We start from the raw sequence: 23,871 nt of genomic DNA, 5'->3' as shown, positions 1-23,871 counted from the left end.
TGGAGGAATAATAATGGATTCTTATGCAGAACAGATAGTAAAAAAAGCAGATAACGGGTCTGACAAAATGAAAAGGGGCCTGTGCTATGCCGGCGGTGTGGCTGCAGGTATTCTGATAATTTTTCTGGCACAGATGCTGAAGGTCGCAGTTGTCGGAATATTTCTTGGTGTCGGAGCGTTTTACGGCGGACTTTATCTCGGGACCAATTATGATGTTGAATATGAATATCTGGTTGTTAATAACGAACTTGATATTGACAAGATCCTTGCCAAGAAAAGAAGAAAAAAGCTTATTACTGTAAAAACAGGAGATTTCGTTGATTTCGGAAAATACACTGAAGATCTTAAGTCAGGAGATGAAACAGTTATCTGGGCTGTAGGAACATCTTCAGAGGTGCTCCCGACATTCTACGGCGATTTTGAACATCCTACCTACGGAAAATGCCGCCTTCTTTTTTCACCTTCAGTAAAGGTCCTCCGCGAATTAAAGCACGGACTCAAACCTTCTCTCAGAAATAATATTGGAGAACTTCCGCCAGAAGAGGAATGATACACCATGGCAATGTGAAACCAGTTCTGTATATTTAAGAGAAAAAACGACCGTTTACCCGCTATAGCCTACCGTTCACCCAAAACCTATTGCATTGTTTCTTAAAAAATGATAAAATTAAAAACCGAGGGGAGAATTTGAGGACAGCGGCTTTGCATTATTTATAAGGAATACAGAGAAAAAAGTAAAGATCGTTTATCCGGAGCATCAGACTGGAGACAGCAGCGGGTGTTTTCCGCTTTTTAGCAGGCTTATGATAAATTCTTATTTTGACATACTACAGCAGAAGTTCCTGCGTCGAAAGACGCAGGGATTTTTGTTTTCATAGGATTTAAGTAGGTTTTGCTATGGTAAATGTGTGTAATAAAAGTGGTAAATGTATCTTAAGATTATTAACTTTTAATTCTATGAAAAAGGCTTCAGATGTGGTATAATAAATAAGGTTTAATTAAATGATTTCACAGCATTTCAGCACCGTTGCTGAAAAAATGTACTGACAGGAGTAGTTTTAATGACTGATAACTTTACCACGCTTAAGCAGAAGGCACTGAGAAAATACTTTGACAGGATGAATGATCCGCAGAGAGAAGCGGTATTTACCATCAACGGTCCTGTTCTTGTTCTTGCCGGTGCCGGAAGCGGAAAAACTACAGCTATTATTAACAGAATCGCGAACATGATAAGCTTCGGTAATGCTTACAATGAAGATACTGTTAATGCAGTATCAGATGATGATCTGCAGTTTCTTGACGATTATGCTGAAGGCAGGACAGATGATCATGAACGTTTAAAAGAGATCGTCGCTGTCGATCCTGTAGATCCGTGGAAAATACTTGCCATTACCTTTACCAACAAGGCAGCAAATGAGCTGCGCACAAGACTTGAAGGAATGCTCGGAACATCCGGACTTGATGTAAACGCAGCCACATTTCATTCAGCCTGTGTACGTATTCTGAGACGTGAGATAACCAATCTTGGATACAGCAGCAGTTTTACCATCTATGATTCAGATGAAAGCCAGAAGCTTATCAAGACATGCATGGCTGATATGAGCATAACGGACAAAGCCTTCAACGCCAAATCCGCAGCAGTGTTCATAAGCAGATCAAAGGACAAGCTCATGTCACCCGAAGAAGCAATAAAGGAAAATGCAGATGATTTCAAGTATTCAGTATATGCAAAGGTCTACCGCGAGTACCAGAAAAGGCTTCTTGCTGCAAATGCACTTGATTTTGATGATATCATCATGCTCACGGTCGAGCTTTTTGAAGACTATCCGGAGATCCTCGAACACTATCAGAACCGTTACCGCTACATAATGGTCGATGAATATCAGGATACCAATTATGCACAGTTCAGACTCGTAAGTCTTCTTTCCGCAAAATACAGAAATATCTGTGTTGTAGGTGATGATGACCAGAGTATTTACCGCTTCAGGGGAGCTACCATCGAAAACATACTAAGCTTTGAGGATCAGTTTGAGAACTGCCGTGTAATAAGGCTGGAACAGAATTACCGTTCAACAAAGAACATTCTTGCCGCTGCAAACTCAGTAATAAAGAACAACAGGGGAAGAAAGCCGAAAACTCTGTGGTGTGACGGCGATGACGGCGGAAAGGTACACGTATACAAGGCATCGGATGAAAACGATGAAGCAAGATATGTCGCAAGCGCTATAATGGCTGACAAGAAGGCAGGAGGACATTTCAGTGACAATGCGATCCTCTACAGAATGAATGCGCAGTCGAACATCATTGAACGTGCACTTGTGCAGAACAATATTCCTTACAGGGTCTACGGAGGCATGAAATTCTATGACCGCAAGGAAATAAAGGATATTATAGCTTACTTGAGCGTACTTAACAACTGCTACGACATGATGCGTTTCAAGCGTATAGTAAATGAACCTAAGCGCGGTATCGGTGAAGCTACCATCAAAAATCTTGATGAGATATGCGTGGCAAATGCACTTTCTCCGATAGAGGTAATGCGCGAGGCATCCGATTATCCTCTTCTTTCAAAGAAAGCCAATTCGCTCAAGAGTCTTGCAGGTATTTTTGATTCACTTGCTGATATGGTCGACACAGTTCCGCTTGATACACTTCTTGATGAACTGCTTGAAAAATCAGGTTACAGAAGCTATCTTTTGACCCAGGGAACTGAGGGAGAGACAAGACTCGAAAATATCGAGGAACTCAAGACTACAATGGTGGAATACCAGAAGAACAATGAAGATTCAACTCTTGACGGATTCCTTGCCGACATAGCTCTTTACACTGACCTTGACAAGATGGATGACAATGCTGAATGTGTAACACTCATGACGATCCATTCGGCAAAGGGTCTTGAATTTGAAAACGTATATGTTATAGGAATGGAAGACGGGATTTTCCCTGGAACAAGATCCATGATGAACGATGAGGACATGGAGGAGGAAAGACGTCTTGCCTACGTTGCTGTTACAAGAGCTAAACAGAAACTTTGTCTTATACATGCTTCGCAGCGTATGCTCTTCGGTACTACCAGCCGCAATATGAAGTCCAGATTCATCAAGGAGATAGATCCTGATGTTATCTTCAAGGAAGACAGGATATCGACAACAGTTCCTGCAAGTGCAAAGTCAAGATCACATTCAGCAATGAACACACTTTCATTCCAGCAGCAGCTTCTTGCAAAGAAGAATTCCAGACCCGGCACCACTAAGAAACATGTTGACTATTTTGCCGGTGACAGGGTCGATCATGAAAAGTTCGGACAGGGTACAGTCATTTCTGTCAAGCCGATGGGAAATGATGCACTTCTTGAGATCGCGTTCGACGAGATCGGCACAAAGAAGATAATGTCGAATTTCGCCATGATGAAGAAACTTTAAGGATACGTCCGGAAATACCGTTCGTTGTTTAAGGAGAAACTTTATGAAAAAGAAGACACAGTTTTTATTTATTCTGGCATCGATGCTCTGTCTTGCGATGACAGGCTGTGGTCCTGAGGAACAGATAAGTATAAGGATCGCTGAAGATACTGCAGTTACTGCTCCTGCCGTTCCGGCAGATACAGCTTCCGGAACAGAGATCCAGGCCGTAACTGAAACTCCGGAAATGCCTGAAGCATCCGCTTCCGCTGCTGTAAAGGAAGGAACAGCTCCTTCAGGTTCAGCAGTTTCCAGTCTTGCTGAAGTAGCAGGTGAATGGAATGAAGCAGATTCTATTGATGCCGGAACTCTCATAGTCAGTGAGGACGGAACATTTACTGTTTCCTATCCGAGCGGTGTTGAAATAAACGGTACAGTTCATATAAAAAATGATGAAACGGACAAATCAGAGCGTTTTTACTTCTATAATGAGAAGGGTTCACTCTGGTGTGATTTTGCAAAAGGAACCGGACCGGATGAAAACGGTAAACTGAGAGAAGAACTCCGTTCTGGAGAAAATGCCGGATTTCTCTTTGTACGTGAAACAGAAAGCGCAGCTGCAGGGATTACCGAAACTGCAGAAACATCAGAAGTAACTGAGAAAGAGGCTCCTGTACCAAATGCAGCCGGTTTCATAAGAGTTACGGAAAATCCGAGACCGGGTACTGCCGGACCGACGATTACAGCTCTTGCAGGAAAGTGGGAGGATGCATCAGGAACGGTGATCGAATTCAAAAACTGCACTCCGTATGCCGGTGATTTTGAAAAAACTGATGCTGACGGTACAACTGTGACTGCAGGCAAAGCTTATGTTGAATACAACTTTGATGTTGATAACTATGCTGTGTACTGGTACAACCTTTACAACGAAAATGAAGAGCTTCTTTACAGCTTCAGATTTACTGGTGATTTCCCGGTAACTGTTATCAGCGACGGTATATCAGGATTTACAAAAAGTTAAGTAATGAATTAAAGCAAGGCCATTTGAAAAAGGCTGAATGAATAATTAAAAACAGATCAGGATAACCATCCGGTGTATTGTACTTACGCGGGGAGGTTATCCTGATCTGTTTTGTATTCAGGACTTTTCTGAGGGCAGTCCTTTTTATTCTGTACAGTTGATTTTCCGTATAGCGCCGACAGGACATTTTTCTGCGCATGATCCGCAGCCGGTGCACTTTGAGGGGTCAATGGAAGCATGAAAGTCTGTGACGGTAACTGCTTCGTGCTTACAGGCTTTTTCACACATTCTGCAGCCGATACAACCGTTTTTACATGCGAGCTTTGTGGCTTTTCCGTTGTCGCGTGAGGAACACAGAACGGTATATCCTTTGCTTCGCGGAATAAGGGCGATCAGACCCTTAGGACAGACTTTAGCGCATGAGCCGCATCCTCTGCACAGTTCAGGATCAATGTGTGCGACAGAATTTTCTATGCTTACGGCATTATATCCGCATACAGCAGCACAGTCACCGTAACCTGCACAGCCATAGGCACAGGTGCTGTTTCCTGCATAGTATCGTTTTACGGAAGCGCATGAATGTATTCCTGCAAAAACATATTTCGTGTCTGCAGCACTGCAGTCACCTCTGCAAAGTACGGCAGCATATGTCTCTGTGACTTCTCCGGCATCTGAACCGGTTATTTCAGAGATCTTTTTCGCAGTTTCAGTACCGCCCGGACGGCAGAGATTTGTTTTTTCTCCTTTTGAGATTATTGCATCTGCGTAGTCAGCGCATCCTGCGTATCCGCATGAGCCGCAGTTTGCCTGCGGAAGGATCTCACTTATCTTTTCTGTGCGTTCATCAGTTTTCACTTCAAATATCTTCGAAGCGGCAGTGAGAAGTACCCCGGAAGTAAGTCCTGTGACTGCAAACACTGCCACAGGAATAATGTATTCATTTAACATTGTCTGATCCCCTTTCAGTTATAACTTAACCGCCTATACCGGAAAAGCCGAGAAAACTTAATGAAAGAATCGCAGCTGCTATAAGTGTGGCCGGAACTCCTTTGAAAGTTTCGGGAACATCTGCTTCTTCCACTCTTGAACGTACTCCTGAAAACAGAAGCAGTACCATAAGAAATCCGGCACCTGAGAAAAATGCATTTTCCACGGACTGAAGGAAAGTGTATTCATTGTCGATGTTGAGAATAGTCAGTCCGAGTACCGCACAGTTTGTGGTGATGAGCGGCAGATACACACCGAGGGCCTTATAGAGCGGCGGGATGAGTTTTTTCAGTGCGGTTTCCACCAGCTGAACAAAGAGCGCGATTATAAGAATGAAGGCAATGGTTTTAAGATATGTTATGCCCAGAGGTTCGAGTACAAAATGATAAAACGGGTAAGTAACTGCAGCAGCACAGACCATAACAAAGGTGACTGCTGCACCCATGCCCAGACTGGAGGAGGCTTTCTTTGAGACTCCCAGAAAAGGACAGATACCCATGAACTTTGTGAGCACGAAATTGTCTGTGAGAAGTGCTGCAAGCATTATTGCAAAGAAGGTTTTCATTCTCCGGCACCTCCTTCGTGTTCACATGATGAACATTCTCTGTTTAAAGCGCAGCCGGAGCATCCGGCGTTTACAGGAGGCTTCTTTCTGGTCACCTTGTTTACGAAGGCTATTATGCATCCGAGAACGAAAAATCCGCCGGCCGGAAGAATGAAAAAAGTCATTGCGTTAAGTACAGGAAGTTTTAATCCGAACCATGTACCTGCACCGAGTATCTCGCGTATCGATGCCATAAGCGTGAGTGAACATGTAAATCCGAGTCCCATTCCCAGTCCGTCCATTACCGAAGGAAGTACTTTGTTCTTACTTGCAAATACTTCAGCGCGTCCGAGTATTATGCAGTTTACAGTGATAAGGGAAAGAAAGGTACCGAGGCTTTTGTACAGCCCTGGTACATAACCTTTTGTAAGCATTTCGACAAGAGTAACAAAGCCGGCGATTATTACAATATAGCATGGAAGTTTAACTGACTTCGGAATAATGTTTTTCATAAGGGATATAACAAGATTCGAACAGATGAGGACGAATGTAGTTGCAAGTCCCATGCCGATACCGTTTGCAGCCGTAGTTGTGACCGCAAGGGTAGGGCACATTCCGAGAAGGCCGACCAGGGTCGGGTTTTCTCTTAATATCCCTTTTTTAAATTCTTCAAGGCTGCTCATCGGCTGTTCCTCCTTCTTCTGTTTCGTTTCTGTACAGGGTGTAGGCATTAAGCGCACTGTCTGCTGCGCGTTTCATACCCTTTGAGGAGAGGGTGGCTCCGGTAAGAACATCAGGTGAAAAGCTTTCATCTGAAATACCGGTAAACTGTTTTATAAATTTTTTATCATCCCGTATTCTTGTGCCTACTCCCGGAGTTTCTGCCAGATCAATGAAACTGATTCCGGTTATTCCGTCTTCATTCACACCCACAAGAACATGAATACCGTTTCTGGCGTATCCGTCTGCAGTTACTTCAAAAGCAGTGCTTCCGTCGTCCTTTACAATAACTGAATCGACTCCGTCGTATTTCAGTACATTTCCGTCAGGTGAGCGGAGCATGGTGTATTCACCTTCGCCGTAGATCTCTTCAAGACCGGCCTTTAGATCATCTGTTATAATTCCGGTGGTGTCGACATAGGTCTTTTCGTGAACGAAGATCAGCAGAGCGGATATGACAGTACAGATAACGGTGAGGACAAGCGGCCCTTTTATTTTATCAGGCATTTTTTCAGACCTCCTTTTTTTCAGAACGGGATCCGAACGGAATATTTTCAGAGATCCTGTCGATGTAAGGAGTAAGTATGTTCATGAGAAGTATCGAGAAGGAAACTCCTTCAGGATAGCTTCCGTATTTTCTGATAACGAAAGTGATGATACCGCATCCTGCTCCGAAAATGATCTTTCCTTTTTCAGTGACCGGAGATGTGGTGTAGTCAGTCGCCATGAAGAATGCCCCGAGGAAAAGACCGCCTGACATGAGCGAATGGGGAACATTACCTCCTGAAATGAGAGTAAGCAGAGCGACAGTACCTAAATATGCTGCCGGAACAGCAGGAGTAATGACTTTTTTGACCATCAGATATATTCCTCCGGCAAGGAGCGCAGCGGCAGATGTTTCACCGATACAGCCTCCTGTGTTGCCGAGAAAGAGTGATGTGAGCGATGCGTTTCCTGATACGAGGGGAGTAGGACCTGTAATTATGTCTGCAGTATGATACAGGGCGCCGAAACATGATGTTCCCTCAGCCTGCCAGTACTGAGGCACTGCCCAGTCTGTCATGTATCCGGTAAATGAGACCATAAGTACGATCCTTGCTGTTACAGCAGGATTTGCAAAGTTCCGGCCGATACCTCCGAAAAGCTGCTTGACAATAACCACTGCAATGAAGCTGCCGAGCCCTGCCATCCAGTACGGAACAGTTACAGGAAGATTCAGTGCAAGTATCACACCTGTTACTGCAGCACTGAGGTCGTTTATGGTCTGTTCACGTTTCATGATCCTGCGGCAGAAGTATTCACATACTACTGATGAAGCTGTACAGACAGCTATAAGTGCGGCTGCTCTTGCGCCGAAAAAGACTACTGCTGCAACCATTGCGGGAGAGAGAGCTGCCAGCACAAGGGACATTATCTTTGCTGTTGTTATTTCGGAATTAAGATGTGGTGACGGTGAAACGATGAGTTTATTCAAGATTTTATACCTCCGGGGTTATCTGATAAGTTCCTTTGCGAGCTGATTTGTTTCAGCAAGTCTTCTGTTAGCCGGACATACATAAGTGCAGGCTCCGCAGTTCATGCAGAGTCCGGCCCTGAGTCTTTTAAGTTCTGATGTGTTTCTGTTTATAAAAGCTTTTTCGATCATAAGCGGCATAAGATTCATTGAACAGGCTCTTACACATCTTCCGCATCGTATACATGAGGTTGTGACCGGTTCAGTATATTCTCTGTCCGCGATAAATGAATTGCTTGTTTTTACAACAGGAGTGTCTGCTGTCATAAGACATGATCCCATCATAGGACCGCCGGCAACAAGTTTTCTGACATCGTTTATGTCAGTGCCGGTAAATTCGAGAAGCTCTTTCACCATTGTACCGACAGGAGCAAATATGTTGAGCGGATTTTTTACTGCCGTGCCTTCTACAGTTATCCTGCGGCTTATAAGAGGAATACCGGTACAGCAGTATCTGTACAGGAACGCGACAGTCGAAACATTCATTACGATTACTTTCTGATCAGCCGGGATCTCACCTTCGCCGACTATCCTGCCGGTGCAGGAATAGACGAGTACTTTTTCAGCACCCTGCGGATAAACTGAAGGCAGCTTAAGTACATTTATTTCAGGAATATCTGCGGTAAGTTTTTCAAAATCCTCTATAACATCCGGCTTGTTTGTTTCTATTGCAATAACTGTTCCTGCGATTCCGGTGTATTTCATAACCAGTCTGATACCGCCAAGTACTTCATCCGGTTTTTCAACCATCTGACGGTAATCCGAGGTAATGTATGGTTCACATTCTGCTGCGTTAATTATCAGTGTGTCAGTTTCTTTTTTTAAGTCAAGTTTTATGTGTACCGGAAAACCTGCACCGCCGAGACCGCATGCTCCGCTCTCACGCACTGCTTTCAGAAATGAAGCTTTGTCCGTTATTTCAGGCGGACTGCAGTCAGCCGTTTTATGTTTGCCGTCAGAGCTGATTTCGACTGCTTTGCATGTTTTACCGTTTAACAGTCTGTAGTCTTTTATATCAGTGACTGTTCCGGATATACTTGCGTGTACAGGTACAGACATCTTCGCTTCAGAGTCACCGATCTTCTGTCCGGCAAGAACATGGTCGCCCTTTTTTACAACGGGTTCACACGGAGTCCCTATGTGCATTGACATTGGTATGAGAACTTTGTCAGGATCCGGAAGCATCCGGGCTTCCGTGCCTGCAGTGTGTTTTAAATGATCAAGTATGATGCTTTTTAGTCTGAACATTGTATGTTCCTTTCAGAATTGTATTAAGGAAACACTGATCAAATCGGAAATCCGGCTTCGCCGGATTTCCGAAGGTGGGATTTGCGGGGCTTCACCCCGGAGCCCCACGCTGATTTATTCATAAATCAGCGTTTCCTTAAGTATTTCAGTGAAGCAGCGAATCAGGTGTTATGATCCGCAGTTCATTCATCCGGTTCGGTCTGTTCTTTATTAGGATGAAAAATGAGCGATCTGCTTTTTATTATGTTGCCCTCAGCGTCTACCGCAACTACTTTGAATTTTTCAGAGTCAAGATATTTTCCGAGTTTATCTTTTCCTTCAGTAAAGATAAGTGTTGACAGAAAATCTGATGTAATCCCGTCGCTGCAGAAAACAGTTACAGATGAGAGTCCGGAAGAAGCCGGATATCCTGTATTCATATCGATTATATGGTGGAATTTTCTGCCGTCTGAAACAGTGCAGCGTTCGTAGTCTCCTGATGTGGATACAAAGCAGCTTCCCGTTTCAGCTGTTCCGGCTATTCTGTCCTTGTCAGCTCTGACCGCGCAGGTGAATACTCGGTCAGGATCTGAACTGTAAAGCAGGGAAGCAGAACCGGTTGAAATAACTGTGTATCCGGATCCGGCTTCTTCGCAAATGTGTTTTACTCTGTCGAGGGCATAGCCTTTGGCAACGGCACCCGGATCAATGCACGCACCGTTTTCAAGAATGATTTTGTCACCGGATACTGAGATTTTTTTTATTTTCCGTGTTCTTCAGGATCTCATCTATCTTTTCTTCATCAGGTATAATGCCGGTTTCGATCGCTCCGCGCCAGAGATCAGTGAGTCTTCCTGCAGAAATATCAACACCGTACCCGTAGGTACGGTTAAGTGTTTCAGTTTTCAGGATCAGGTCAGTCAGTTCACTGCTGCAGACCATCTCTTTTTTTACGTTAAGTTCTGTGATCTCTGAGTTTTCCGAACAGCTGTCAAATACGGCATCAAGCGATGTGATCTCTTTTCTGACAGCATCAGTTATGTTTTTATCGGATCTTACCGACACTACGGTATCCAGCGAGAAAAATGTACTTGTATAATCATGTCTGTTATGATAAAATAAAAAAGGCAGTCCGAAGGCAGCCATCAGGACAATCACTGTAAAAAACTGATTTTTTTCTGATGCCGCTCACTCCCCTGACTGCACTTGAAAACGCTGATTTGCTGATTAAAAATTAATCAGTATTCATTATAATATTATAGCTCAAAATTATAATTTTGTAAAGATATACAGTATATTGATCGGAGGTTCCATGAATTGAAGGGTTACAGACTTTACATAATGAGACATGGCAGAACAGAGGCAAATGAAAAGGGAATATATATCGGAAAAACTGATTATCCTCTTTCAGAATCGGGCAGAAGGGAACTTATTGACAAGCTCGATGAATACGATTATCCCGGTGTTGAAAGGGTATACACCAGTCCGCTCAAAAGATGCACTGAAACGGCTGATATTATCTTTAAGGACCGTCAGACTATAGTTGTCCCGGACCTTCGTGAGCTTGATTTCGGTGAGTTTGAAGGACTCGGAGTTGAAGAACTCATTAAACGCGATGACTACAAGGAATGGCTGAAGGGCGGAATCGAGAATTCCCCTCCGGGAGGCGAAGCCCTTTCCGATATGATCGTCCGTGTTTACCAGGCACTTGACCGTATCATAAGAAATATGATGGATGAGGAATTCAATGCCACAGCCATAGTTACTCACTCAGGGATCATTTCCAACATGCTGTCCTGTTTCGGACTGCCGAAGTACAAGCCGAATGAGATAACCTGTGAACCGGGCGAGGGCTTTGAGGTGCTCGTTACTGCTCAGATGTGGCATCAGGCACAGGCTTTTGAGATACTCGGCAGAGCACCGTTCCTTAAGTAATGAAGCTCAGATTCAGAAACGAAAGCAGTGAGCCGGTAAATCTCCAGTTCTTTCTTCAGAAGGAGAACGGCGTTTCAAGGAGGCTTATTACAAAGCTTAAACGCCGGCCAATGGGTATCACATGTGACGGAAAACTTATACGTACCATAGATGATGTTCCTGCAGGTGCAGAGGTCATACTTGATATTTCCGATGAAAATGAGATCCCGCCGAATGCCGGGCTTAATGTTCCCGTGGTTTTTGAGAATGATTCGGTGATCGTATTCAACAAGCCGCAGGGTATGCCTGTTCATCCTTCCATGAATCATTACGAAGATACGCTCGGTAATTATTTTTCAGCGCTTCATCCTGAACTTACTTTCAGACCGGTGAACCGTCTTGACAGAAATACATCCGGACTGTGTGTTGCTGCCAAGAACCAGCACAGTGCAGCACGTTTGCAGAGAAGCGTAAAAAAAGTCTATTATGCTGTTATCTGCGGAGAGCCCGAAGAAAAGTCCGGACGGATCGATGCTCCGATAAAGCGTCAGACAGAGTCGCTGATAACCAGATGTGTTGCGCCTGACGGACAGAACGCTGTCACAAATTATCAGATAATATCTTCCTGCGGTAAATATTCATATGCAAGAATAGATCTTGAAACGGGAAGGACACATCAGATAAGAGTACACTTTTCACACATAGGTTTTCCTCTTGCAGGAGATGATCTTTACGGCGGAAGCTGTGAAGATGTTTCCGGACAGACGCTTCACTGCGGTGAGGTCTCCTTTACGGATATTAAAGACGGTGAAATTGTCCTCAAAGCACCTCCGGGAGAAAATATTCAGTATTTATTCAGAAAATATCCTTTTAAAGAAATATAGTGAAGCTATGCCATTATATCTGTTGTGCATTGTGCGTAAGCTGTCTGCTGAAGCACTGTGATAAATGCTTAAGTGTACAAAAAACACTGGATAATTACATTTAACTCCATAAAAGGTTTGATTTTTTCTGCGAGTCTGATATAATATTAAAGTGTAATAAATCTGTAATATTTAGAAGGGAGCTGTCTTGATGAGCAAAAAACGTCATAAAGGCGTTTCGGAAAACGGAAATAACGACGCACTGTCTGATAATAACAGTTCACAGGCGGAACACAGTAAAGTTTCCGGTGAAAAAAAAGCATCTGAAATGACCGACATGACAGTCGGAAGCATAAGAATCGGCGGATTTAAACAGTTTGCTTCAAGGGCTGTTCATTACGGAGTCCCGGCTGCAGCGCTTCTTGCATTTGCTGTAGTTCTCAACAACGCTTCTCTTATCGATTCAAAAGTATCGGATCACCTGAATTCCAAAAATACGAATCCGGTTCCGGCTGCGGGTGTGCTTTATGAGACCGAAGCTGTTACAGAAGCACCGGTAACGGAAACAGCAGTTACTGAAACAACATCTGCCGTGTCTGTTACGGAAAGCAGAAAAGCCGGTAATGAAGCTACGGGCGTTTTCATTGACGGAAAATTCATCTGCTGCGTTGCCGACGGTGCAGAACTGAAGAAGGAGCTTGAAGCAAATCTCAGACAGATAAAGCAGCAGCCAGGCGTTATTGATGCGGAATACAGGAGCATTCCTGAATTCATAAAGGATATTTATCCTGAAGAAAAGATCTCTGATGTTAAAACAGCTATGGAGTGTCTCTGTACTGAAACACCGGAGATAACATATACGGGACAGGAGGGCGATTCTCTTTACTGGATCGCATCTGACAATGATCTTACAGTTGAGGAACTCCTTGAAATGAATCCTGAACTTGCTGACGATCCGGATGATTTCAGAGAGGGAACGGTAGTTACTGTAGCCAGAAAAAGCCAGGTTCTTCCGGTTATCATCACAAAGGAAACGGAAGAGGAAACAGTTATTCCGTATGATACAAAAATTATAGACAGTGAGTTTCTTGAACGCGGCGAAAGCGAACTGCTTGTCGAAGGCGTAAACGGCAGAGGGATCAGCAGATACCGTGTAAAACTTGACGGTGACACGGTTACCGGACGCGAACTCATTTCGACAGAGGTCATTGAGCCTCCGACAGATGAAGAAATAGCTGTCGGTATTATGCTTGCACAGGCTGAAGCAGAACCGGCGTCTGAAGATACAGTTCTTAAAGGCACAGGAAAATTCATGTGGCCGGTGGACGGCGGCGAGATCAGTGATGTCTTTATCAGCAACAGGAACCATAAGGGTCTCGATATTGCCGCACCGTCAGGTACAGGGATCTATGCTGCTGAAGACGGAAAAGTTATTGCAGCAGGGTGGAACACCGGCGGTTACGGCTACTTTGTTATGATAGATCACGGTGACGGATTTGCAACCCTTTACGCACATATGAGCAGGGTCATAGCAAAGAACGGCACTGAAATAAAACGCGGAGAACTCATAGGTGAGGTCGGTTCAACAGGAGATTCTACAGGACCGCATCTTCATTTTGAAGTCCGTGAAAAGAATATCTGCAGGGATCCTGCAGCTTACCTGAGGGTAAATGCTGATGATCCGGATGAAAACTCAGAAACAGAAGGCGAAGACGAAGAGTAATATGACAAATAAATATTCATATACGGACAGATTAGTAAAACTGCTTGTCGGGCACCCTTATATATGTGCTTTTGCAGTCTGTCTGTTCATTCATCCGTTTTTTCTGGGCGCGGTGGAAAATATACCTGAGAACGCACTCCTTACCGAATGCGTTCTTATACTGTTATCCGCCGCAGCCCTTCTTTTTTGTGGTTATAAAAAAGAAAAAATTAACAGATACGCAGCTGTTGCTGTATTTATATCGGTCACAGCCGGAGTGCTGCTTTTAGCAAAACCATATTCCGCTTCTCTTAACAAGGGGGTATGGCATTTTGCAGGCGGATGTGTACTTACTCTTCTGCTGTTCTTTATCTCTGACCATCGTAAATACAGAAGACAGATGATATCATTTCTGATACTTGGCACAGGCTTTTTTCTTAAACTGTACTATGTTACAGGGACATCCGTCCTATCCAGACAGCACGACGTGTTTACATTTGACGCTATTGACGGACATGCCGGATATATCACATATCTTCTGAATGAAAGACATCTTCCTGATTTTGATATAAGGGAACGCTTTCAGTTCTGTCATCCTCCGCTCAGTCATATCATGAGTGCGGTCTGGTTATGGTTTAATAACTGCTGCTGCGGTATAGAGATCAACAAGGCGCGTGAAAGCATCCAGATGCTTCCGCTTTTTTATACAATGTGTATTATGATATCCGTTTATAAGATATTCAGACACTTTAAGCTGGAAGGATACGCTCTTTATGTACCGCTTGCTGTGGTCTCATTCCATCCGCAGTTTACTTTCTTTTCCGGAAGTATAAACAATGACGCACTTGCAGCGGCCCTTATGACCGGTTCAGTTGTCGCACTTCTTGAATGGTACAGTGCCCCGACATACAGGGGGATCATGAAAATAGCAGTGTGCATCGGCCTGGGTATGATGTCGAAGCTCACGGCAGCTCTTATAGCACCTTCAACGGCGGTGGTTTTTGCCATTGTTTTTATAAGAAACCTGAAAACCGAATGGAGAACCATTCTTCGTCAGTTTGTAGTGTTTGCGGTTATCTGTGTGCCTCTCGGACTCGGATACGAGATCAGAAACTACGTGAACTGGGGCGTGCCGATCCTCTACGTTCAGGAACTTCCGAAAGGACTTTTACAGGATATTTCAGGAATGCCTTTTAAAGAAAGGATAACTGATTTTTCACCTTACCAGTTCAAATCCGTGTTTATACAGTGGGTGTTTCATTCTGAAGAAACAGGGGCATATGAAGGATACAATGAACATAATCCTCTTATTGCACTGATGAAAAATTCACTTTTTTCAGAACATATAAACCAATGGACATTTGAAAAAATGCCTGTCGCGATAAAAGTATCAACGGTGTTTTTTCTGGTACTCAGCTGTGATGGCAGCAGCAGCTTTTGTCTGCATGATCGTTTCTTTCTTTCAGAAAAACAGAATGGATATCGTCCATAAGATATTTTTCGGATCGTTTTATTTTCTTAACGTTATCTATTTCTATAAGATGGCATACGATTATCCGTTCACATGCACTCTGAATTTCCGCTACATTCTTCTTACAGTTCCTGTACAGATGCTTTTTACCGGAATGGTTCTTGACCGTATCAGAACTGCAAAACCAAAAGCGTATAAGACCGCGAAAATCCCTGTATGCGTTACAGCGTGCTGCTTTGCATTGCTTTCTGCATTCGTATATACTGCAGCATGCTATGTGTTACCGGAGTAATAACGAACATCAGAAAACCAGGAGGTCGTTTATGTATTTTGAAGAATAAATAATTATATTGCCTTGCAGATCCGCAAACTACGTTTGCTCCCTGCATATCGGCTAATAGTAAACGAAAAATGAATTTTTCGTTTACTATAAAAAGGGTAACTGTCATATAAACTATGGCAGTTACCCTTTTTTGAATACTCTGATCAGCAGACCTTTTAAGGAAGCGCTGCAGTCTTACCTGACCGTCTCAAGACGGATGGTATTTGAATTGCCGGATTTACCGTTTGTCTGACCGCCTGTCAGTATGACATTGTCGCCCTTTGTAAGCCCGAATATCTGTGTGGCTTTCTGCATTGCGTGATAGAACATAACGTCAACGGAATTGAATTCCTCGCTCAATACAGGAGTTACACCCCAGCTTAAGTTAAGCTTTCTCCATGCTTTGACTGAAGTTGTCATACCGATTATGTCTACCGGTGGTCTGAAACGGCTAACCATACGTACGGTCATACCGGAAAGTGAACTGATTACGATGCCTCTGGCCTTTGTATCGATAGCCATTGCACATGTGGCATGTGAAAGGGCATCAGTATTGTTCTTTATTACGTATTCGGTTGTACTGAAGCGCTTGGTATAGTCAATGTTCTGTTCCGTGCGCTCCGAAATTTCAGCCATGTTTCGTACTGCAGCTACCGGGAATTTACCGGAAGCAGTTTCGCCTGAGAGCATTACTGCTGATGATCCGTCATAAACGGCATTTGCTACGTCTGAGATCTCAGCACGGGTCGGACGCGGATTTGTTATCATCGATTCAAGCATTTCAGTTGCTGTGATAACACGTTTTCCGAGAAGTCTGCACTTCTTGATAAGATATTTCTGTATTGCAGGTACTTCAACGAATGGTATTTCGACGCCGAGATCGCCTCTGGCAACCATAATGCCATCAGCTATTTCACAGATCTCGTCAATGTTGTCAACACCTGAACGGTTTTCTATCTTTGCAATTATGTCGATGCCTTCGCCTCCGTTTTCATTCAGAAATGAACGGACAGCTTCAATGTCGCGTTTGTTGGATACGAAAGATGCAGCAATGTAGTCTACATCATTCTTTATTCCGAAAAGTATGTCATCTTTATCCTGCTCGCTTAAATACTCGCCTCTGAGAACATGATTCGGGAAGTTCATGCTCTTTCTGTCAGAAAGGTCTCCGCCGTTTATTACATCGCAGATAATATTGCTTCCGTCAATGGTTTTGACCCTGAAGGACAGAAGACCGTTGTTTACGAGTATGGTATCACCGATGTTTACTTCGTTAGCAAGTTCTTTGTAGGTAACAGAAACACGTTCGTGTGAGCCCTCACATTCATCACAGGTAAAAGTGAATGTTTCGCCGTCTTCAAGATGTATCTTGTGTTCCCTGAAAGTTCTGATCCTGTATTCAGGTCCCTTGGTGTCAAGCATTATAGCAATCGGCAGATTCAGCTGTTCGCGAACCTTTACGATGGTATTGATTTTTTCCTGCTGTTCCTCATGGGTTCCGTGTGAAAAATTGAGTCTTGCCACATTCATTCCGGCCAGACACATTTCTCTCAGAGTGTTTTCATCCTGGCTGGCTGGTCCGATCGTACATATGATTTTTGTTTTTCGCATTAGTCATTACCTCGTTTGTATTTTACTGCTGGTATATGCGGAAATACTGATACCGTTTCCGCAGAAAAGGGGTGCAGGAAAGATACCTGCACCCCCGTATTCTGATTTAAAAACTGTTCAGGGCTTTTGTAACAGCCTGCAAAAGCCGCTGCGGTTTGAGTGGCTTGAGTATGAAATCAGAAGCTCCGAGCTTAACTGCTTCCATAACAAGTTCTCTGTGTGCAGATGCAGAGCAGATTATTATCTTTACTGCATTGTTTTTTTCTTTCATTTCCTTTAAGCATTCCATTCCTGATCTGCCGTCTATGGAAAGATCCATTATTATGACGTCAGGAGATTCTGCATCGAATAATTCGCAGGCTTCATCTCCGTTTTCAGCTTCAGAAATATTGTGGTATTCTTCCTTTTCGAGTACATCACGTATGACACTGCGCATTGAGGATGCACCATCAACTATGAGAAATCCCGGGGTCATTGCTTACGTATTATTCCTTTGTACTGAGAGTGTCAAGCAGATCGGATTTCACTATTTCAGTGATCCTTACTGCAAAGTAGTCATCAACGACTACGACATCACCTTTTGCTATGAGATGTCCGTTTACGATCACGTTTACCGGAGCATCGGCAAGGGAGTCGAGTTCTATGACTGTTCCGTAGGAAAATGAAAGAATTTCATCGACACGTTTCTGGGTTGAGCCTATCTCAATGGAGAGCTCCAGAGGAACGTTCATGATAAGCTGAAGATTGCGCAGCTGTTCTTCGTTAAGTGTGTTCTGGAATGAAGTGAATGAACGGTTCTGTTCAGCAAGTCCTGAAAATGCTGAAGGCTGGTCAAGAGCCGCTCCGAATGCACTTTCTTCAGGGGTTATGTCGAAAACTGAACCTGTTTCTTCTGAACCGGTCGTGTCGAAAGGATTGTTTTCTTCAGGAGATGATGAGAAATCAGGAACAGGAGCTGACGGTTCAGGCTCTTCCGGCATCGGAAAACGTTCTGCTGTTTTCTCGGCTATTATCTCAGCCAGTTCCGCAGGAATGACAGTGGCAAAACGGCTGTTTACAGCGTTGTCTATGCGGAATGCTGAAGTTACTGCGCATATTGTGTCATCAGGATTAAGTCCCATCAGAGAGAAAAGATTCTGATTTGCACTGTTAGGTATAACTTCAGCTCCGGCTGCTGCCAGAGTCAATCCGGTGATGGATGAAATTTCAGTGAAGTAGGAAGCCATCATCTGACTGATCACTTCGTTGAAAGCTGAGGTGTTGATCTCATCAAATGTAAAATCAGGGCTGACTGTCAGAGGCATACCCATAAGCTGATTCAGCATCAGCTGTGCATCGTCCGCCTTGAAAATAAGAACTGCCGCTCCGTCCATGTCACCGGTATATGATACTTTGACAAAAACAGAAGGGGAAAGGTCGGCGTAAATATAGTCCATGATCCTGCTTACAGAAGCTGAAGGATCAGTTATCCAGATGCTTGCATTGAGCAGTGATGCAGCTGCTGTAGCTGATGAAAGCATTGCAAGGTTGTGTGATTCTTTTACTGCGTAAAGCTGGTTAGCGTTTAATTCTATAGTACTCAATGTATTCACCTCTCATTATTGTTGCATATATCAATGATCTTTATCGCTTTTTTATTGTTGCTTATGCCCGGCTTGGCAGTAAACCACTGAACGTTGTTGATCTTGACCTTTGCGTTCTGTGTAATAGGTACATCAAGCGGGATAATGTCATTGATCCTGAGAGAAAGAATATCACTCAGATCTATCTGGGTCTCAGCGAGAACAGTGGTCATTGTAAGCTTCGAACTCTTTACACCCTTCATTATGCTGCTGCGCTGTTCCTGCCTTTTTTCATCATCTACAACACGTCTTGAGGCTTCAGAGGTATATCTCTGACTGAAGTTGGTCATTATCTCTTCCATGTTGATAGCAGGAATGCTGATTGTCATGAGACTTTTTCTCTTGTTGAGTTCGATTTCGAGTGTCGCAATTACAATTACTTCATCAGGTGCGATAGACTTGGTGAGTCGTGCATTTGTTTCTATTCTTGAAAGTGTCGGCGATATCTCAATGTAGCCGGACCATGCTTCCTGAAGGAAAACCGCCATTTTCTCAAGTATGGTTCTTATGACTGATACTTCTATCTCGGTGAAATCCCTTGAAAGTTCAAAAGCATTTCCCGGACCTCCCATGAGCCGGTCAATGAGAGAGAATGTGATGGCGTTTGAGAACTGGATCGTACATTCAGCATCCATAATATCTGAATTTTCAAAATGCAGTCCTACGACACCCATCATTACATAGTCTTCCAGTGAGTTGTTGAATTCGTAGTATTTCTGTTCTTCGACGTGAAGAACCTTTGCATGACAGTAAAGACGTGTGATGCCCGTTATGTATGAGGCAATAAGACGTGAGTACTGTTCATAGATGTCGCGAATAAGCTTAAGATCCTCCTTGGTAAATTTCTGAGGCATCTTGAAGTTGTAGTTCTTGATTCGCTTTTCCTTTTTTCTGACGTCGCTTTCGTCATCATCATCTTTATTGTTCAGACTTTCAAAGAGCTCGTCTATCTGATGCTGTGAAAGAGCATCTGCCATGTGTGTTCACCCCTTGTAATAAGAAATTATTTCATAATAACCCCATATGCATGCCCTGCCTTACAGACAGGAATTTCTCTGATCTATAGTGTTACAGAATAATTATATCACATATACAGAATTATTTCCATAGAAAAACAACTTTTTTTACAAAAAAAGTTACAGATAAATCATCAGTACCAGGGGCAGAGGTACAGAACTCCGCGGATTCATTATTTTTTCGGTTTGCAAAATAATAATGCTTGTATCCTGGCTGAAAATGTGGTATCATATCAATATCCGTTTTTTAAGGTGAGTGAATCATCATTTTCAATCCATGAATTTACATCGATCGTTTTGTATGTGTCTTCTGTAGTTCTTACATAGACCGTTGTGATTCCGGCATTTATTATAAGACGCTTGCACATTGAACACGGTTCAACCTCACCGTAAAGAGTATCGGTCCTTGCGTCGTGACAGGCAAGATAGATAGATGCACCGATCATTTCATTTCGCGGAGCCGATATGATCGCATTGGATTCAGCATGTACCGAACGGCAGAGCTCATAGCGTTCTCCCTTCGGAATGTTCAGTTTTTCACGCATGCAGTATCCAAGATCGGAACAGTTCATGCGTCCTCTCGGTGCTCCTACATAACCGGTGGAGATTATTTCGTCATTCTTGACGATGATCGCACCGAAATTTCTTCTGAGGCAGGTGCCGCGTTTGAGAACACTTTCGGCAATGTCAAGGTAGTAGTTTATTTTATCACGTCTTGTCATAGGATCACTCCTTTTTACTATTGAAAATCATATACTATAATTATAGAGATTTTTCTGTAGTATTGCAAGACCTGTACCAAAATTCTTGAAAGGTATTTATTATATGAATAATCTAACTGATATCGGATATATAAAAGAACTTCTCGCAAGGCATGATTTCAGCTTTTCCAAGGGACTCGGACAGAATTTTCTTGTCAATCCCTCAGTATGTCCGAGAATCGCTGAGATGGGAAATGCACGGAAGGGTTACGGTGTGATAGAAGTCGGAACCGGGATCGGTGTTCTGACAAAGGAACTTGCACTGCGGGCAGATAAAGTTGTGGCAGTCGAGATCGATACCAGGCTTCTTCCCGTACTTGAGGAAACACTGGCTGATTTTGACAACATAAAGGTCATCAACAGGGACATTATGCAGGTGGATCTGAAAAAACTTATTGAAGAGGAATTTGAGGGTATGGATGTTGCGGTCTGTGCAAATCTTCCTTACTATATTACTTCTCCGGTTATAATGTATTTTCTCGAGAGTGGTGCGAGGATAAATTCTCTTACTGTAATGGTACAGAAGGAAGCTGCTGACAGACTTTGTGCGCCTGTAGGAACCAGACAGTCAGGAGCTATTTCAGTGGCAGTGGATTACTACGGAACGGCTTCTACACTGTTTAAGGTGTCACGCGGAAGTTTTGTTCCTTCGCCAAATGTCGATTCTGCGGTTATCAGGATAGATGTCGGTAAAAAATATCCGCTCGGCCCGGAAAGCGAAAAATTTTTCTTCAGTGTGGTGAAGGCGGCTTTTTCGCAGAGAAGAAAAACTCTGACAAATTCGCTTTCATCCATGATGTCAGTCGGCAAGGACAGGATAGCAGAAGCGCTTTCGGAATGCGGCCTAGGAGAAAACACAAGGGTGGAACAGCTCGATATGGAAAAACTGATCGCCTTTTCAAATGTGCTCAGACAGAAAATTCAGTAAAATTTGCTTAAGTCTTTATGACGAAATATAGTGGTCTGCAAACGATAACATGCACAAACGCACTGTGCAAAACAGAGAAAAAATTCTTTAAATCGTCGCTTTTAATTGTTTATCTGCACCATGTGTGGTTTGTTAAATACAGTTTTCAAAAAAATATTGCACGATAATTTAATGCTTCAATGAGTTAAACTGACAAAAGCATAAAAAAACGATCAAAAGACTTGAATATATTTTTACATTCTGTTATAATAAAAAGTAGTTATGGGAGGGTGATTTGATGCACAATAGTACAAATTACGACAATACATACGATGTTCCGATATATCTTTTTCAGCAGGGAAACAATTTTGAATCCTATAAGTTTTTCGGCGCACACAGAGTAAATGAAAACGGAACAGAATATCATTATTTTCGTGTCTGGGCACCAAATGCCCGTGATATTTCAGTTGTCGGTTCATTCAATGGCTGGGACCGCGGCTGCAATCGTATGTATAAGATTTCTGACGAGATCTGGGAGGCTAAAATTCCTGCACTTGCACAGTATGACAACTACAAGTACAGTATAAGAACTCCTGACGGCAGAATCGTCATGAAATCTGATCCGTATTCAAATCACTATGAAACAAGACCCGAGACAGCTTCAAAGATCTTTGATTCTGATTACATCTGGAATGACCAGAAATGGCGTGACGGTAAATCTGACCGTGAGATCTACAGAGGTCCTATCAATATCTACGAAGTACACCTCGGATCATGGAAAATGAATCCTAACTCTACTTTCAAGAGTTACACGATGTTCGCTGAGGAGATCATTCCTTACCTTAAGGATATGTCATATACTCATGTTGAGTTCATGCCTCTTACAGAACATCCGTATGACGGTTCATGGGGATATCAGGTAACCGGTTATTATGCGCCTACTTCGCGTTACGGTACACCGGATGATTTCAGACACATGATCGATCTGTTCCATCAGAACGGTATCGGTGTCATCCTTGACTGGGTACCGGCTCATTTTCCAAAGGATGAATGCGGCTTATACATGTTCGACGGCGGATGCTGCTACGAATATGAAGATCAGAGAAAACGTGAACACAAAGCGTGGGGAACTCATGTTTTCGACTACGGCAAGGGACCTGTAAGGTCTTTCCTTGTTTCAAATGCATGCTACTGGATCAACGAGTTCCATCTTGACGGACTCAGGGTCGATGCAGTTGCATCAATGCTTTATCTTGATTATGACAGGCGGGACGGTGAGTGGGCACCGAACATTTACGGCGGCAAGGAGAATCTTGAAGCCGTTGAGTTTTTCCGTGTACTTAATGAAGCTGTGTTCAGAAATAATCCGAACACTCTCATGATCGCTGAGGAATCCACTGCATGGCCTATGGTAACAAAACCTACTGACATAGGCGGACTTGGATTCAACTACAAGTGGAACATGGGCTGGATGAACGACATGCTTTTATACATGTCACTTGACCCTATCTACAGAGCGTTCAATCATGACAAGATAACATTCTCATTCTTTTACTGCTTCTCGGAAAACTATGTTCTTCCGATATCTCACGATGAAGTTGTTCACGGCAAGTGTTCTCTTCTCGAAAAGATGAGCGGTGATGAGTATCAGAAATTCAGCTCGTACAGGGCGTTCATGTGTTACATGATGGCTCATCCGGGCAAGAAACTGCTCTTTATGGGGCAGGAATTCGGTCAGAGAAAAGAATGGGACTACAAAGAGGGGCTTGACTGGTGTCTTCTTGATTTTGAAACACACAGACAGCTTCAGGATTTTAACAGGCAGCTCAATAAATTTTATATAGATAATCCTCCTATGTGGGAAAATGACAACTCATGGGGCGGATTTAAATGGATCTCAAACGACGACTACAGGCAGAGTGTTATTTCGTTCAGACGTATCGACGATAACGAGAACGAAATAATCGTTGTATGTAACTTTGTTCCTGTTGAACGTGAGAACTACTGTATTGGCGTTACCGAAGAAGGTGAATACCGTCTGGTATTCAATTCTGATGACGCGGCTTTCGGGGGTTCCGGAAAGTCAGCTGACAAATATAAAACAGCAGATATCCCGATGCATGGATACGATCAGAGCATATCACTCACATTGCCTCCTTTATCAGTACTTTATCTGCAGCATATAAAGAAAACCGCCGGCAAAGGAAAGCCGCGGAAAACAGAAAGAGCAACAGCAAAAAAAGAAAAAAGCAAAACAGCAAAAAAATGA

General features: G+C 43.3%; 23 protein-coding genes. 10 read left to right on the top strand and 13 right to left on the bottom strand.

What is annotated here, in order from left to right; all coding sequences use genetic code 11:
* Positions 1-13 precede the first annotated feature (13 nt).
* From CC97_RS02915 to CC97_RS02905, 3 genes are all read left to right on the top strand, one after another.
* Entirely contained in the window at positions 14-550 is a 537-nt protein-coding gene (locus CC97_RS02915; RefSeq protein ID WP_044973643.1) for a DUF6106 family protein, read from the top strand.
* A gap of 511 nt (positions 551-1,061) precedes the next feature.
* Positions 1,062-3,422, top strand: a complete 2,361-nt coding sequence (locus tag CC97_RS02910) for a UvrD-helicase domain-containing protein (RefSeq protein ID WP_044973642.1) — start codon at positions 1,062-1,064, stop codon at positions 3,420-3,422.
* Between the two features lie 43 nt (positions 3,423-3,465).
* Positions 3,466-4,422: a hypothetical protein gene (locus CC97_RS02905; RefSeq protein WP_044973641.1), complete on the top strand. Its 957-nt coding sequence runs from the start codon at positions 3,466-3,468 to the stop codon at positions 4,420-4,422.
* A gap of 144 nt (positions 4,423-4,566) precedes the next feature.
* Here the strand turns inward: CC97_RS02905 and CC97_RS02900 are convergent, their stop codons facing one another.
* The 8 genes from CC97_RS02900 to CC97_RS21265 all read right to left on the bottom strand — a co-directional run bounded on the left by CC97_RS02900 (position 4,567) and on the right by CC97_RS21265 (position 10,478).
* Positions 4,567-5,370, bottom strand: coding sequence for an RnfABCDGE type electron transport complex subunit B (locus CC97_RS02900; RefSeq protein ID WP_044973640.1), 804 nt, complete (start codon positions 5,368-5,370; stop codon positions 4,567-4,569).
* Between the two features lie 25 nt (positions 5,371-5,395).
* The gene (locus tag CC97_RS02895; RefSeq protein WP_044973639.1) at positions 5,396-5,974 is read right to left on the bottom strand and encodes an RnfABCDGE type electron transport complex subunit A; all 579 of its coding nucleotides are present in this window, start codon (positions 5,972-5,974) and stop codon (positions 5,396-5,398) included.
* A complete protein-coding gene (locus CC97_RS02890) occupies positions 5,971-6,636 on the bottom strand; it encodes an electron transport complex subunit E (protein WP_044973638.1) in 666 nt (221 codons plus the stop codon). Before CC97_RS02890 ends, CC97_RS02895 begins: the two co-directional genes overlap by 4 nt.
* A complete protein-coding gene (locus CC97_RS02885; RefSeq protein ID WP_044973637.1) occupies positions 6,623-7,180 on the bottom strand; it encodes an FMN-binding protein in 558 nt (185 codons plus the stop codon). The genes CC97_RS02890 and CC97_RS02885 overlap by 14 nt, the downstream gene beginning before the upstream one ends.
* Positions 7,181-7,184: 4 nt before the next feature.
* On the bottom strand, positions 7,185-8,147 hold the full coding sequence (locus tag CC97_RS02880; RefSeq protein WP_044973636.1) for an RnfABCDGE type electron transport complex subunit D: 963 nt from the start codon (positions 8,145-8,147) through the stop codon (positions 7,185-7,187).
* An 18-nt stretch (positions 8,148-8,165) separates the two neighbouring features.
* Positions 8,166-9,434: an electron transport complex subunit RsxC gene (gene rsxC, locus CC97_RS02875; protein ID WP_044973635.1), complete on the bottom strand. Its 1,269-nt coding sequence runs from the start codon at positions 9,432-9,434 to the stop codon at positions 8,166-8,168.
* Between the two features lie 182 nt (positions 9,435-9,616).
* A complete protein-coding gene (locus CC97_RS21270; protein WP_278245310.1) occupies positions 9,617-10,123 on the bottom strand; it encodes an FAD:protein FMN transferase in 507 nt (168 codons plus the stop codon).
* Positions 10,124-10,151: 28 nt separating this feature from the next.
* Positions 10,152-10,478 (bottom strand): FAD:protein FMN transferase, encoded by a 327-nt coding sequence (locus tag CC97_RS21265; protein WP_197021806.1) that lies wholly within the window; start codon positions 10,476-10,478, stop codon positions 10,152-10,154.
* Positions 10,479-10,730: 252 nt separating this feature from the next.
* Between CC97_RS21265 and CC97_RS02860 the strand changes: the two genes are divergently transcribed.
* From CC97_RS02860 to CC97_RS02840, 5 genes are all read left to right on the top strand, one after another.
* Entirely contained in the window at positions 10,731-11,348 is a 618-nt protein-coding gene (locus tag CC97_RS02860) for a histidine phosphatase family protein (protein ID WP_044973632.1), read from the top strand.
* Positions 11,348-12,211, top strand: coding sequence for an RluA family pseudouridine synthase (locus CC97_RS02855; RefSeq protein WP_049962651.1), 864 nt, complete (start codon positions 11,348-11,350; stop codon positions 12,209-12,211). The genes CC97_RS02860 and CC97_RS02855 overlap by 1 nt, the downstream gene beginning before the upstream one ends.
* Before the next feature lie 190 nt (positions 12,212-12,401).
* Positions 12,402-13,913, top strand: coding sequence for a M23 family metallopeptidase (locus tag CC97_RS18510; protein ID WP_049962650.1), 1,512 nt, complete (start codon positions 12,402-12,404; stop codon positions 13,911-13,913).
* Complete coding sequence (locus CC97_RS02845) at positions 13,876-15,384, top strand: hypothetical protein (protein ID WP_197021805.1); 1,509 nt, start codon at positions 13,876-13,878, stop codon at positions 15,382-15,384. Before CC97_RS18510 ends, CC97_RS02845 begins: the two co-directional genes overlap by 38 nt.
* Complete coding sequence (locus CC97_RS02840; RefSeq protein WP_044973630.1) at positions 15,368-15,655, top strand: hypothetical protein; 288 nt, start codon at positions 15,368-15,370, stop codon at positions 15,653-15,655. Before CC97_RS02845 ends, CC97_RS02840 begins: the two co-directional genes overlap by 17 nt.
* A gap of 225 nt (positions 15,656-15,880) precedes the next feature.
* Here CC97_RS02840 and pyk read toward each other — a convergent pair whose 3' ends face one another.
* The 5 genes from pyk to CC97_RS02815 all read right to left on the bottom strand — a co-directional run bounded on the left by pyk (position 15,881) and on the right by CC97_RS02815 (position 20,656).
* Positions 15,881-17,296, bottom strand: a complete 1,416-nt coding sequence (gene pyk, locus CC97_RS02835; RefSeq protein ID WP_044973629.1) for a pyruvate kinase — start codon at positions 17,294-17,296, stop codon at positions 15,881-15,883.
* Between the two features lie 106 nt (positions 17,297-17,402).
* Positions 17,403-17,771 (bottom strand): response regulator, encoded by a 369-nt coding sequence (locus tag CC97_RS02830; RefSeq protein ID WP_044973628.1) that lies wholly within the window; start codon positions 17,769-17,771, stop codon positions 17,403-17,405.
* 10 nt (positions 17,772-17,781) lie between these two features.
* Entirely contained in the window at positions 17,782-18,879 is a 1,098-nt protein-coding gene (gene fliN, locus CC97_RS02825; protein ID WP_044973627.1) for a flagellar motor switch protein FliN, read from the bottom strand.
* A 5-nt stretch (positions 18,880-18,884) separates the two neighbouring features.
* Positions 18,885-19,895, bottom strand: coding sequence for a flagellar motor switch protein FliM (gene fliM / locus CC97_RS02820; protein WP_044973626.1), 1,011 nt, complete (start codon positions 19,893-19,895; stop codon positions 18,885-18,887).
* Between the two features lie 272 nt (positions 19,896-20,167).
* Positions 20,168-20,656, bottom strand: coding sequence for a deaminase (locus CC97_RS02815; RefSeq protein WP_044973625.1), 489 nt, complete (start codon positions 20,654-20,656; stop codon positions 20,168-20,170).
* Positions 20,657-20,759: 103 nt separating this feature from the next.
* Between CC97_RS02815 and rsmA the strand changes: the two genes are divergently transcribed.
* Together rsmA and glgB are read left to right on the top strand one after the other, a co-directional pair.
* The gene (gene rsmA / locus CC97_RS02810) at positions 20,760-21,623 is read left to right on the top strand and encodes a 16S rRNA (adenine(1518)-N(6)/adenine(1519)-N(6))-dimethyltransferase RsmA (RefSeq protein WP_044973624.1); all 864 of its coding nucleotides are present in this window, start codon (positions 20,760-20,762) and stop codon (positions 21,621-21,623) included.
* 277 nt (positions 21,624-21,900) lie between these two features.
* The gene (gene glgB, locus CC97_RS02805; RefSeq protein ID WP_044973623.1) at positions 21,901-23,871 is read left to right on the top strand and encodes a 1,4-alpha-glucan branching protein GlgB; all 1,971 of its coding nucleotides are present in this window, start codon (positions 21,901-21,903) and stop codon (positions 23,869-23,871) included.

The sequence above is a fragment of the Ruminococcus sp. HUN007 genome, assembly GCF_000712055.1.
GTDB lineage: Bacteria > Bacillota > Clostridia > Oscillospirales > Ruminococcaceae > HUN007.
This window is presented reverse-complemented; position numbering and strand designations above follow the sequence as displayed.